Annotated in this window: 10 protein-coding genes; 2 read left to right on the top strand and 8 right to left on the bottom strand. The window is 66.1% G+C overall.

Features of this window, described 5'->3' with window-relative positions:
• Positions 1–193: 193 nt before the first annotated feature.
• Positions 194–2,920: a TonB-dependent receptor gene (locus tag HUT07_RS07800; protein WP_176020449.1), complete on the bottom strand. Its 2,727-nt coding sequence runs from the start codon at positions 2,918–2,920 to the stop codon at positions 194–196.
• A gap of 219 nt (positions 2,921–3,139) precedes the next feature.
• On the opposite strand from HUT07_RS07800, the gene HUT07_RS07795 reads away from it, so the two are divergent.
• Entirely contained in the window at positions 3,140–3,745 is a 606-nt protein-coding gene (locus HUT07_RS07795) for a GNAT family protein (protein ID WP_176020448.1), read from the top strand.
• Here HUT07_RS07795 and HUT07_RS07790 read toward each other — a convergent pair.
• Both HUT07_RS07790 and HUT07_RS07785 read right to left on the bottom strand, forming a co-directional pair.
• A complete protein-coding gene (locus HUT07_RS07790; RefSeq protein ID WP_303246017.1) occupies positions 3,742–4,533 on the bottom strand; it encodes a CDP-diacylglycerol diphosphatase in 792 nt (263 codons plus the stop codon). The two genes, HUT07_RS07795 and HUT07_RS07790, sit on opposite strands and share 4 nt — an antisense overlap.
• Positions 4,534–4,584: 51 nt before the next feature.
• Entirely contained in the window at positions 4,585–5,247 is a 663-nt protein-coding gene (locus HUT07_RS07785; RefSeq protein ID WP_176020447.1) for a decarboxylase, read from the bottom strand.
• Between the two features lie 168 nt (positions 5,248–5,415).
• On the opposite strand from HUT07_RS07785, the gene HUT07_RS07780 reads away from it, so the two are divergent.
• Positions 5,416–5,709, top strand: a complete 294-nt coding sequence (locus HUT07_RS07780) for an I78 family peptidase inhibitor (RefSeq protein WP_176020446.1) — start codon at positions 5,416–5,418, stop codon at positions 5,707–5,709.
• Between the two features lie 83 nt (positions 5,710–5,792).
• Here the strand turns inward: HUT07_RS07780 and HUT07_RS07775 are convergent, their stop codons facing one another.
• The 5 genes from HUT07_RS07775 to lldP all read right to left on the bottom strand — a co-directional run bounded on the left by HUT07_RS07775 (position 5,793) and on the right by lldP (position 12,055).
• Complete coding sequence (locus HUT07_RS07775; RefSeq protein WP_176020445.1) at positions 5,793–6,665, bottom strand: hypothetical protein; 873 nt, start codon at positions 6,663–6,665, stop codon at positions 5,793–5,795.
• 67 nt (positions 6,666–6,732) lie between these two features.
• Entirely contained in the window at positions 6,733–8,439 is a 1,707-nt protein-coding gene (gene dld / locus HUT07_RS07770) for a D-lactate dehydrogenase (protein WP_176020444.1), read from the bottom strand.
• Positions 8,436–9,575: an FMN-dependent L-lactate dehydrogenase LldD gene (gene lldD, locus HUT07_RS07765; RefSeq protein ID WP_176020443.1), complete on the bottom strand. Its 1,140-nt coding sequence runs from the start codon at positions 9,573–9,575 to the stop codon at positions 8,436–8,438. The genes dld and lldD overlap by 4 nt, the downstream gene beginning before the upstream one ends.
• 4 nt (positions 9,576–9,579) lie before the next feature.
• The gene (gene lldR / locus HUT07_RS07760) at positions 9,580–10,344 is read right to left on the bottom strand and encodes a transcriptional regulator LldR (protein ID WP_176020442.1); all 765 of its coding nucleotides are present in this window, start codon (positions 10,342–10,344) and stop codon (positions 9,580–9,582) included.
• Between the two features lie 52 nt (positions 10,345–10,396).
• Positions 10,397–12,055 (bottom strand): L-lactate permease, encoded by a 1,659-nt coding sequence (gene lldP / locus HUT07_RS07755; protein ID WP_176020441.1) that lies wholly within the window; start codon positions 12,053–12,055, stop codon positions 10,397–10,399.
• Positions 12,056–12,195: the final 140 nt, after the last annotated feature.

Raw genomic sequence — 12,195 nt, 5'->3', positions numbered from 1 at the left:
TGTCAGCGACAGCAGGTGCTTCTTCCTTGCTGCTACAGCCCGCAACTGCAAGTACCACAACCATCAGATGACGAACGTCCATGCGCTGCTTCCTCCCTGGTGACCTTGTGAGCATGCCACTCCATGACGCTGGAAGCGAAGTGCCAGACAAAGAAAAGCCCGGCATTGCCGGGCCTTTCGTTTACCGCTGTGATCAACGGAACCGGTAATCCAGCTCCACCCAGAACTGGCGGCCATACGGGTCGTAGTTGCCGACCGGATAGAACGGCCACCCCCCGCCATTCCTGTCCGCCGGCGGCCGGCTGTCGCGCAGGTTGTTGACGATCACACCCAGTGTCAGGTTCTCGCCGAACTGGCGGAACACACTGGCGTTGTAAGTCATGTACGGGGCGATACGGCCGGTGCCATCGCTCTTCGGCAACGAGCCATAGCGGTTGCCATAGATCGTCGCAGTCCAGTCGCCCTGGTTCCAGGTGATGCTGCCATTGGCCTTGCTGCGCCACTGCCAGTCATCCAGCGAATTGCGGATGTCGCGCACTTCGTCATCGGCAAACTGCTTGTACTCGTGCTCCAGCACCAGGGTGTAGGCCAGACGCGTTGTGAAGCGGCCGTAGCGGCCCGCATCGAAGCGCCAGTTGCCCTTCAGGTCGATGCCGCGCACCGATTCCGACGCCGCATTGATCGGGTTGATCAGTACGCGGGTCACCTGGTCCGGCTGCACGGTGGCGTTGGAGGGGTTGCGGATCACCCGCGACAGCGCGTCCTGGCACAGCGGCGAGCCGATGTCGCGCGCTTCGCCACCGAGGGTGCGACCCAGTCGGCAATCGGCCTCATCACGCAGGATGCGGCTGGTGTCGAGGCTGGTCACCTCGTTGTCGATGCGGATGTCGTAGTAATCGGCACTGAAATCCAGCCCGGACAGCGGTGACCAGACCACACCGAAGCCATACGACTTGGCCGACTCCGGCTGCAGTTGCGGGTTGGCGCGGTTGCTGTAGTCGATCGACAGGCCGTTGTAGTCGCAGTTGTCATACGACTGGCCGGCGGTGCGGCAGCGCCAGTAGTCGGTCATGCCCGGGTTGTAGCCACGGGTCTCGGTGGCGAACACATAGTTCATGTCCGGCGCACGGAAGCTGGTGGCGGCGGTGCCACGGATCAGCAGGCTTTCGATCGGGCGGAATTCAACACCGAAACTCCAGGTGGCCTTGCCGATGTGCTCGCCAGCGGCGCGGTACTGGTCGTAGCGACCCGCCAGGGTGGTGGTCAACGACTGCAGCAACGGCAGCTGCAATTCAACGCCCGCCGCGTAGCGGTCACGCTCACCACCGGCACCGATGCCGGCGCTGGTGTTCCAGAATTCACCGGTGCCCAGCCGCGGGTCCGGTCGGTTGCGGTAGCCCTGGCTGCCCGCCTCGACCACCGCGGCCAACGCGGCATCGCCACCCGGCAATGCGAACAGGCGACCATTGACCGTCGCACTGAATGTCTGCAGCCACGCGGCGTTGCGACTTTCCTGATAATCGGACAGGCGACCGTACTCATCGGGCGTCAGCGGCCGGAACAGGCGCGACGGATCCGGTGCGTAGACCTCCACGCCGTTGCGCACGCCCAGTTGTGGGCCCAGCAGGTACTCGTTGATGCCGGCCAGCAGCACCGGGCGGCGCGTACGGTTCTCGTAGCGCGAGCGGCTGTAGACCGCTTCGTAGTCCCAGCCACTGTCACCGATCTGGCCGCGCGCACCGACGTTGAACGACCAGGAGTTTTCCAGGAAGCGGTTGGCGTTGCGCGGCAGCCCACCAATCTCCTCTGGCGCGAACCGGCGATACCAGCTCTCCAGGTTGCCCGTGTTCTGGTTGTAGAAGTAGTTGCGCGACGAGGTCCAGGTGGGCGCGCGCGTATTGTTGTGGATCCGTGCGCTGCCCACGGCGACATCGGCGAACAGGTCGGTGGTGTCGTTGACGTGGAAGGTCAGCAGACCGTAGCCGTTGAGGTTGCGCTTCTCGGTCTGCACGGTCCAGTAGCTGGCAGCGGCTTCGTTGCTGCCGCAATACCAGCCCTGGCGCGGATTGTTGGCGCGGAACACGCTGCCGCCGTAGATGGCCGAAGCCGCATCGCAGCCAGCCGCGCCCGGATCGATGTTACGGCCAGTGGCGGCGTTGCGACGATAGGCAACTGCCGTCGGCTGCGGCGCCTTGCCGGTGGGATCATCGTCCAGCGAATCCATGAAGTCGCGCTGCCGCGCGTGGATCGCCTTGCGTACATCCAGTTCGAAGCCAAACAGGCCTTCCCAGCGTTCGCCCGAGCTGCCGCCGACCACCTGCACGCGCTGGTTGTCACCACCGCCCTGCTGGGTGCCGCCGGCACGCACGTTGACGTCCACGCCGTCGAAGCGGTCCTTGAGGATGATGTTGACCACGCCGGCAATAGCATCGGAGCCGTACACCGCCGATGCACCGGCGGCCAGCACCTCGATGCGCTCGATCAGCGCGCTCGGGATGTTGGCCAGGTTGACCACGTTCACCGAGCCTTCGTAGGCCAGCGGATAATCGGCCTGGCGTCGGCCGTTGACCAGCACCAGCGTGCGGTTCGGGCCCAGGCCACGCAGGTTGATGGTGTTCGCCGCAGGGGTGAAGGTATTGCCGAAGTCCTCGCCCTGCACGTTGCCGGTGTTTTCGGTAAGCGCACTCAACGCATCGAATGCGTTGCGATAACCCTGCGCATCGATCTGCTCGCGGCTGATCACCGTGACCGGCGATGGCCCCTCGACACTGGCGCGCGGAATGCGCGAACCGGTGACCTTCACTTCCTGCAATGAGGTGGGTGCGCTTTCCTGCGCGAAGGCCGGCAACGAGGCCAGCATCAGGGACGACAAGGCAAGCACCAGCGGACGCGGGCGCAGCGCCAGGGAAGAGGCGGACATGGGCTTCCTGGGGGAGTTGGGCGGGTGGTCCGGGGCGCTGGCGACGGTGCGCGCATAACGATCCCGTAACGAAAGTGTCCTGAACGGATGGTTGCAACGGAAATGACCAGCCCTGATGGCCTTATGCCTGAACCGAATCAGACCGCAAGCCGCAACGGTGCTGCGTTTGCAACTTCTTTTATTGTTCCCGCTCGCCGCTGTGCGTCATCGTCCCACCCCATGAACCGGCATTCCCCTACTCCCCTGCCACCGCTGCGACCCGTGCTGCGCCGCCACCTCCTGCTGCTTCAGCACGGTCCCGTCGTGCTGCGCGCGCTGCAGCGCTCGGACCTCGTGGCCTGGCGTCGTCACTATCGTCAGGTTGAACGCACCTGCAGCCCGCCTGCCCACCTCGATGCCGAGGCGCGCTTCCTCTGCGGTGTGCAGCGATCGCAGTTGCAGCACGACAACGATCATCTGCTGCTGGGCAGCTTCGATGCAGCGGGTGAGCTGCTGGACGAGCTGAACCTGCGGCTGCAGTGCGCACATGCGCGCAGCGTTGAACTGCGCTGGCTGCATACCGGCGGCTGCCCCCGGCAACGGCAGCTGGCCCCTTCATTGCAGGCGCTGTGCACGTTCCTGTTCGAACAGGTGGGGATCCACCGCTTGTTCGTCCTGCTGCCGCCCGATGCAGGCAGCGCGCTGGTTGCCACCTTGCAGGCGATCGGCTTCGAACGCGAAGGACTTCTGCGCGATCACCACCTGGATCACGAGGGCTGGCAGGACCGCCAGTTGTACGCGCTGACGGCCCCCCTCTGGCGGCAACGGCAGTCGGCAGGAAACTAGCGCACCCGCTCCAGCGAAGCATCGGCGCCGGTCAACACGCTGCAGGCATGGTCCTGCAGCTCCTCGGCACTGGCATCATTGTCGCTGCCGGGATCCAGCTGCGTGGCCAGCAGGATGAAGCCCGGTGCACCGTGCACGTACTCGTGCCCCGCCACCAGCAGGCTCCACTGGCCAACCTCGCCCACACCGCTCAGGTCATAGGCCAGCAGGTTGAGCGGGTTGGCGGTCAACGCTTCGCCCGGCAACAGTCGCGCCTGGTATCGATGGCCGCGCAGCAGCACCGGCAGCGGCGCCCACTGCGTACCGAGCGTCGTGCGGTTGTCTTCCAGCGCCTGCAGCACGTCAGCGCGCAGGCAGTCGACGTGGATGTGCAGCTGATGCTGCGAACGGCCATGCGGTGAATTCAATGCCAGGCTGGCGACGCTGCGCGGCAGCGGTTGGCCCAGCGCCTGTTCGGTGCGCACGCGGGCCTGCCAGGCGGCGGCGAAGTAATTGGGTGCACCACGTCGGTACAGCGCGGGGCTTTCGATGCCACTGACCTTGTCCAGCGGCATCAGCAGGAACTGATAGTGGCCGTGCGCGTCCTTGACCAGCACATCGCGGTGGTCGACCGCCGGACGCACCTGCAGGCAGTCACCACGGGGCGACTGTGCGCCCTGGCAGTCACGCTCGATCAGGCGCCACAGCGCATCTGAATGGGCCGGCGGCGGCGTGGCAGGCACACTGGCACAGCCGGCCAGCAACATCAGGGGAAGCAGCAGGAATCGCACGGCAACAACTCGCGGGATCAGGCGCGACAGGAAGCGCCGCGCGCCATTCTAGCCAACAGGATGTGGCAATCAGTAGGTGCCGAACGGCACTTCAACCACGACCGGGACACCGGCGGGCAACACCTGCAGGGTATAGCGGTCCAGTGCGCCATCATCATCGGCCAGCGGCTGGCGGTGGAACTGCAGGCGATAATGGGCCTCGCCCAGGCGCACCTCGCTGCCGTCAGCGGCCAGCCCGGCGGCGTCAGGCAGCAGCAGCCCACCCAGATCGCTGTAGGCACCGGCAACATCGGCGAAACGATAGTCGGCCAGTTCATCCACCCGCTGCATCGCATAGACATGCGGCAGGTACGGGCGCGCCGGGCTGCGGCCATTGCTCAGATCGGTCACACCGGCCTGCGGCAGGTGGAACTGCTCGCGCAGCGCGGCAACACCCAGCGACTCGCTGGCCACCTGCAGGCAGCACACCGCGCGCTTGCCTTCACGGTCAAGGATGACGAAGCGATCACCCCGGGTGGCGGCCTGCGGCAGCATCGCGAACGCCAGATTGCGCTGGGGCGGCTGGTAACCGGCTTCGGTCTGCAGGTTGCGCCAGGCACCGAACACAGGTGCGTCGGCGTCGGGCGCGATGATCGGCTCGGCAGCCACGACCGTTGCTGCCATGCAAAGCAGCGACAGCACAGCCACCGACTTCACTGTGTTCTGCCTGCCACGGATACTGCCTGCCGTCATACTGGACCCAACACCTGTACCGGAGTGGCCCGGCCTGCCCGCCGGCACGCTGCCGGCAACGTCGGCCACTATGCAGTGCGGCGGCCGCACGGGCAATGACCCGAACGCTGCCGGGTTTCGCGCGGTCAGTGCTATCGTGCCGCCAATCCCCTGCGCAGGAGCGCCCGCATGACCATCCGCCTGACTCTGTTGCTGCCCGCCTCGGCCCTGTTGCTGTCGGCCTGTGTCAGCACGCCCGGCCCGGAGGTCCAAGGCAGTGGCCGCTGCGATGCCAGCCAGCTGGGCTGGGCCATCGGCCAGCCCGCCAACGAGCCGAACATCCGCCGCTTGTCCCGCGAAAGCGGTGCCGGCATGGTCAACCCCATCGGCCCGGCCACCATCACCACCAAGGACATCCGCCAGGACCGCCTGCGCGTGTTCGTGGACAAGGACAACATCATCACCGCCACCCGCTGCGAGTAAACGCCGCCACAGTTTTTGTAGAGCCGAGCCCACGCTCGGCTGCTCTTCCGTGACAGCCGAGCGCAGGCTCGGCTCTATGTGGCTCAGGGTTCGGTATAGCCGGCACAGTCCGGCAGCGCCTGGTCGGGGTGGAACACCCCATCGCTGAAGTGGAACTGCCGCGTATAGCTGCATTCCGCGTCCTGTTCGGTACGCAGGTCCTTTTTCTTCAATCGCCCCTTGGCCAACGAGTCCCGCTGCGGTGATACCCCGGCCGGATAATTGCTGGCCTCGGTCTGGTAGCGCAGCACGGGCATGTCCTGCCCTTCGGTTGCCAGTGCAAGTTGCGCATCAAAGCTGTATTCGTCGTGGCAGGCACCGGCGCGTTGATCGAAATCGCGCTCGCTGAAACAGGCCCGGATCATCTTGTTGGCCGACAACGCAACCGACAGCACGTCGGCGTCCACCTGGATGCCCTCGTCGAGATGGCGGATGCGCGCCAGTTGCAGGGTCGTTGCGCTGGCGCCACCGCCGGAATACATCGTGCGGACCTCCACCAGACCGCCGACGAGCACGTTCTGCAGTGCCGCCTGCTGCGGATCGGCCACGGCCTGGCCTGCACCCGTACCGGCGGCCAGGCGCACGATGAAGGGCCAGACCCGCAGGTCGCCGTCGTCAACCACGTCGATGGGGACGTAGCGCATCTGCGGTTCAGCTGCATCACCTGCGCGCTCGGCAACTTCCAGCGATGCCGGCTGGTCGTCGCCCGGTGAAGGCAGCGCCCGCACGCACCATTGGCCGTCGGCAGTGCAGTAGCGCTCGGGCTCGTCCGCTCCCTGCTCGCCCTGCTGCAGCAGCGCTTCAAGCCGGTTGCCTGCGGCATCCTGTTGAACGGGTGCAACGTCCGCCGCGGCCGGCAGCGACGATGCCAGCAGCAGTGCAGACAACAGAGCGTATGCAATACGCGTGCAATTCATGATCATCCTGGGCGCACCGGCGCGTCCTTGCGAGGGGCCGATGGTAGCGCAGGCGTCGCGTTGCGGCTCAGTGCGCGTCGCAGTCGCAGTTGCCCCAGTGCCTTGCCTTCGACGTCTGGCCAATGCCAGGATTGAAGGTATTGCTCGGGTCCAGCGTGCGGTAGAAGTCGGCCAGCGCCGGCTTGGCCGGATACAGATGACCGACATTGTGTTCGGCCGGATACTCGGCACCGCGCTGGTCCAGCAACGCCCACATCGCGTGCTCGATGGCCATCGGGTCTTCGCCCTTGCGCGCGATGTAGTCCTGGTGGAACACGTGGCACAGGAAGTGGCCGTAGTACAGCTTGTGCAGCAGGCGGCCATCGATATCGGCCGGCAGCTGCTCGAACCAGTCGGCATCGTCGCGGCGCAGCGCGATGTCCAGCGCCACGATGTCCTGCACCTGCCCGCGGTGCACTTCGCGATAACGCACGGCGGCACCGGCCACGGCGAAGCGGTGCAGGAACGCCTTGCGCCCTTCGTCCGCCGTGCAGTGGAAGTAACCACCTTCATGGTCGTTGAAGAAGCTGCGCAGCCACGCCTCGGTGGCGGCCGCATCCTGTGCGGAAACCTTCAGCAGCAGGTGATGCTCGTACCGCTGGCGGAACTCGCCCATGCGCTTGGGCAGGTGCGAAGGCAGCAGACCGGTCAGCGCCTGCATCACCCGGTCGGTGACACCACGCAGGCCAAGACGTTCGAACCAGCCATCGACCCGGCTCTTCAGCGCGAATGCCGCCGGTACGCGCGCGGTGCCGAGCGTGTCGATCAGCAGGAAACTGTCCTTGCCGTAGCGCTCGCCGATGTCATAGGCATCGCGGTGGATGTATTCACCGGCGATCGGCAGGCGCTCGAAGCCGGACAGCAGCTGGCGGCGGATCGCGGTCAGGCTGTCGGTGCGGTTGCTGCCGATATAGAAGACCTCGGCGGCCTCCTTCTCGAAGGTATCCAGGCGCACCGCGAACACGGCCAGCTTGCCGGCCGAACCGGCCGCCTCGAAATGGCGGCTGGGATCGGCATTGAAGCGTGCCGGGGTATCGGCGTCGACCTTGCGTACTTCCTCGGCGTAACGCGGATCGGAGGCGGCGCGGCCATCTCCATTGCTGACATCTGCGGCGCGGTAGTCGCCATCCTGCAAGCGTTGCAGGATCTGTTCGGGCGTATCGCCCAGCGCGATGCCCAGATGGTTGACCAGTTGCAGTTCGCCCTGTGCGTCGACCTGCGCATACAGCGCCAGCTCGGTATAGGCCGGGCCGCGGCGCACCAGCGCGCCGCCGGAGTTGTTGCAGATACCGCCCAGCACCGAGGCACCGATGCAGGACGAGCCGATCACCGAGTGCGGCTCACGGCCGAGCGGTGCCAGCGTCTGCTCCAGACGGTCCAGCGTCGCGCCGGGCAGGCACAGCACCTGCCGCCCCTCGTTCAACAGCTGGATGCCGGTCAGGCGCAGGGTGCTGACCAGCACGATCGGCCGGCCATAATCGTCGCCATCCGGGGTGGAACCGCCGGTCAGGCCGGTATTGGCTGCCTGCAGGATGACCGCCGCGCCGCCCTGCACCGCCGCCTGCAGCACACGCCACAGCTGCAGCAGCGTACCCGGGCGCACCACCGCCAGTACCGGGCCGTCGCCGAAGCGATAGCCGCGACGGAAGCGACGGGTGGCCTTGTCACCGGTCAGTACGTGGCGGTCCCCCACCGCGGCACGCAACTGTTCCAGCACCGTATTGCGATCACTCATGGCAGGCGCACCAGCGAATCACGGCCGATATCGGCGATGCAGTGCGCGCCGGTCAATGTCATCGCCACGCGCATTTCCTTGGCGATCAGGTCCAGCAGGTTGGCCACGCCGGCCTCGCCCTGCGCGGCAAGCGCGTAGACGAAGGCGCGACCCAGCAGCACGGTATCGGCACCCAGCGCCAGCATGCGCACCACGTCCAGACCGGTGCGGATACCCGAATCGGCGAGGATCTTCAGGTCGCCCTGCACCGCGTCGGCAATGGCTGGCAAGGCGCGCGCAGTGGACAACACACCATCGAGCTGGCGGCCGCCGTGGTTGGAGACCACGATGCCATCGGCGCCGAAGGCGACCGCGTCACGCGCATCGTCCGGGTCGAGGATGCCCTTGATCACCATCGGACCCTTCCAGAACTCGCGGATCCATTCCAGATCCTTCCACGAAATGGACGGATCGAAGTTGCTGCCCAGCCAACCGATGTAGTCCTCCAGGCCCGTAGGGTTGCCACGGTAGGTGGAAATGTTGCCGAGGTCATGCGGGCGTCCGCGCAGGCCCACGTCCCACGCCCAGCGCGGATGGGTGATGGCCTGGCCGATGCGGCGCATTGCAGCGTTCGGACCACTCATGCCCGAGTGTGCGTCGCGATAGCGCGCACCGGGTACCGGCATGTCCACGGTGAACACCAGCGTGGTCACGCCCGCCGCCTGTGCGCGCTCCAGTGCATTGCGCATGAAACCACGGTCGCGCAGCACGTACAGCTGGAACCACATCGGGCGCTGGATCGCCGGCGCGACTTCTTCGATCGGGCACACCGACACGGTGGACAGGGTGAACGGAATGCCGCGGCTGTCGGCCGCGCGTGCAGCCTGTACCTCGCCACGGCGGGCGTACATGCCGGTCAGGCCAACCGGGGCCAGCGCCACCGGCATTGCCAGCTTCTCGCCGAACAGCTCGGTTTCCAGGCTCAGGTCAGACATGTTGCGCAGGATGCGCTGGCGCAGCGCGATGTCGGACAGGTCGGACACGTTTCGCTTCAGCGTGTGCTCGGCATAGGCGCCGCCATCGATGTAGTGGAACAGGAACGGCGGCAGGCGACGTTCGGCTGCTGCACGGTAGTCGGTGGAGGCGGAAATGATCATGGGGTCAACCGTGTGGGGAAGGTAGACGCGAAGCCCGCGTACGCCGGGCTTCGTTGTCATCGAGGGTGCGCAGCGTGGTGTGCACGAACTCGAGGTGGGCATGCGCGGCGGCGCGCGCACGTTCGGGGTCGCCGGCCAGCACCGCATCCATCATCTCGCGGTGCTGGTCTGACAACGGCGAGAAGGTCCTGGCCGAGGTGTACAGCTTTTCACGGCTCTGCGAGATGTTGGTCTGCAGCAGCTCGAACAGGCCACGCATCACCTGCAGCAGCACCAGATTGTGTGACGCCTCGGCGATGGACAGATGGAAGGCCGCATCCGCCTCGGCCTCGCCGGTGGGATCGTCCTTTCCGTGCGCGTCCATCATGGTCTGGAACGCCTGGGCGATACGCGCGCGGTCCTCGTCGGTCGCGCGCAACGCCGCGTGCCAGGCCGTAGCGCCTTCCAGCGCGTGGCGGATCTCCAGCACGTCGAATCGATATTCCGGGTCGCCCTGGAACAACGGCAGGTACGGCACCAGCGGCTCATCCAGTGCCTGCCGTGCCCGTGCGGCGGGCTCGCTCACATAGGTGCCACCGCCCACCCGCGCGGTCAGCAGGCCGTGGCTGGCCAACTGCGCGATGGCCTCGCGCAGCGCGGTGCGCGAGACCCCCAGCTGCACCGACAGCGTGCGCTCGGCCGGCAGCCTGTCGCCCGGCTGCAGCTGCCGCTCCTGAACCAGCGCACGCAGCTGCGCGGCCACCTTGTCCGAAACCCGTTGTGTACTCATGGCGTCATTGTGGCCCGAAGCCCGCCGCTGTTGGTCGGCCTGTTGTGCATGCTCAGGGAATCATCCAGGTCAGCCAGTAGGCCTGGGCCAGGGTGATCAGGCCGACCATCGTGGTGAAGATCAGGCTGTGCTTGACGGTGAAGCGGAACAGGTCCGATTCCTTGCCGGCCAGGCCCACCGCTGCGCAGGCAATGGCAATGGACTGCGGCGAGATCATCTTGCCGGTGACGCCGCCGGTGGTGTTGGCCGCCACCAGCAGCACGTCGGACACGCCGATCTGCTGCGCGGTGGTGGCCTGCAGCGCCGAGAACAGCGCATTGGACGAGGTATCCGAACCGGTCAGGAACACGCCCAGCCAGCCCAGGAACGGCGAGAAGAACGGGAACGCCTTGCCGGTGTGCGCCAATGCCAGCGCCAGCGTGGCCGACAGGCCCGAATAGTTGGCGATGAAGGCGAAGGCCAGCACCATGCCGATGGAGAAGATCGGCATGCGCAGCTCGCGCACGGTTTCGCCGAAGGTCTGCAGCGCTGCCTTGGCCGGCATCCGCAGCGCGATGATCGCGATCACCGCAGCGAGAATGATCGAGGTACCGGTGGCCGAGAACCAGTCGAACTTGTAGACCGCCTCATAGCTCAGCGGCGCATCGACGATCGGCGGCATCTTCTGCACCAGCTGGTCCAGGCCCGGCACCGGGATCTTCAGCACCCAGCTCTCCAACGGGCCACCAGCTGCGAACAACGACTTGAACGGCTTGATGCTCCACACGGTGACCATCGCGGTGAGGATCAGGAACGGCGACCATGCCTTGGCGATCTGGCCGACGCTATGGCGCGGCGCTTCCAGCGCCTGTGCAGCCGCCTCGGCGCTGGTTTCGGTATCGAAGCGGAAGATCCGCACCGGCTTCCAACGGCGCAGGAACAGGGTCAGGCAGACCAGCGACGCCAGCGAGGCGGTGATGTCCGGCAGTTCCGGGCCGATGAAGTTGGAGGTCAGGTACTGGGCGATGGCGAACGAGCCACCGGCCACCAGCACCGCCGGCCAGGTTTCCTTGATGCCACGCCAGCCATCCATGATCGCCATGATCCAGAACAGCACGATGATGGTCAGGAACGGCAGCTGGCGACCCGCCATCTGGCCGATCTCGAACGCATCCAGTCCCGTCACCTGCCCCGCCACGATGATCGGAATGCCCATCGCGCCGAACGCCACCGGCGCGGTGTTGACGATCAGGCACAGCCCGGCCGCATACAACGGCTTGAAGCCCAGCCCGACCAGCAGCGCGGCGGTGATCGCCACCGGCGCACCGAACCCGGCCGCGCCTTCCAGGAAGGCTCCGAAGGCAAAGCCGACCATCAGCATCTGCAACCGCTGGTCCTCGGTGACCGACAGGATCGAGGCGCGGATGATGTCGAACTGGCCGGTCTTGACCGAAACCTTGTACAGGAACACCGCGCCGATGATGATCCACGCAATCGGCCACAGGCCATAGACGAAGCCGAAGCCGGCCGCGCCCAGCGCCTGCGCCACGGGCATGCGATAGAACAGCAGCGCCACGCCAAGCGCGATGGCCACGGTGAGGGTGCCGGCGATCCAGCCCTTCATGCGCAGCACGGCCAGGGCAATGAAGAAGAAGGCGATCGGCAGCAGCGCGATCAGGCTCGACAACCACAGGTTGCCAGCGGGGTCGTACACGTGTTGCCAGGGCTGCATGAGGGCTCTCGACAGGAACAGGAGGTTCCCCACCGCGTGGGGGCGTCGTGTCCGCCACCATTGGTCGTACCACTTTGACCAATGATCGGACCACAGGCGCGAATTGAACCGCCAATCCTGCGAAGAGCCTATTAGACCAT

It is taken from the genome of Stenotrophomonas sp. NA06056, from assembly GCF_013364355.1.
Lineage (GTDB): Bacteria > Pseudomonadota > Gammaproteobacteria > Xanthomonadales > Xanthomonadaceae > Stenotrophomonas.
The sequence above is the reverse complement of the archived record's forward strand: the minus strand, read 5'-3'. Positions and strand labels throughout refer to the sequence as shown.

What these genes read in the sequence shown, in the direction of transcription:
- HUT07_RS07800 (WP_176020449.1), bottom strand. Translation starts at nt 2,920, where the DNA reads ATGTCCGCCTCTTCCCTGGCGCTGCGCCCGCGTCCGCTGGTGCTTGCC.
- HUT07_RS07795 (WP_176020448.1), top strand. Translation starts at nt 3,140, where the DNA reads ATGAACCGGCATTCCCCTACTCCCCTGCCACCGCTGCGACCCGTGCTG.
- HUT07_RS07785 (WP_176020447.1), bottom strand. Translation starts at nt 5,247, where the DNA reads ATGACGGCAGGCAGTATCCGTGGCAGGCAGAACACAGTGAAGTCGGTG.
- HUT07_RS07780 (WP_176020446.1), top strand. Translation starts at nt 5,416, where the DNA reads ATGACCATCCGCCTGACTCTGTTGCTGCCCGCCTCGGCCCTGTTGCTG.
- HUT07_RS07775 (WP_176020445.1), bottom strand. Translation starts at nt 6,665, where the DNA reads ATGAATTGCACGCGTATTGCATACGCTCTGTTGTCTGCACTGCTGCTG.
- dld (WP_176020444.1), bottom strand. Translation starts at nt 8,439, where the DNA reads ATGAGTGATCGCAATACGGTGCTGGAACAGTTGCGTGCCGCGGTGGGG.
- lldD (WP_176020443.1), bottom strand. Translation starts at nt 9,575, where the DNA reads ATGATCATTTCCGCCTCCACCGACTACCGTGCAGCAGCCGAACGTCGC.
- lldR (WP_176020442.1), bottom strand. Translation starts at nt 10,344, where the DNA reads ATGAGTACACAACGGGTTTCGGACAAGGTGGCCGCGCAGCTGCGTGCG.
- lldP (WP_176020441.1), bottom strand. Translation starts at nt 12,055, where the DNA reads ATGCAGCCCTGGCAACACGTGTACGACCCCGCTGGCAACCTGTGGTTG.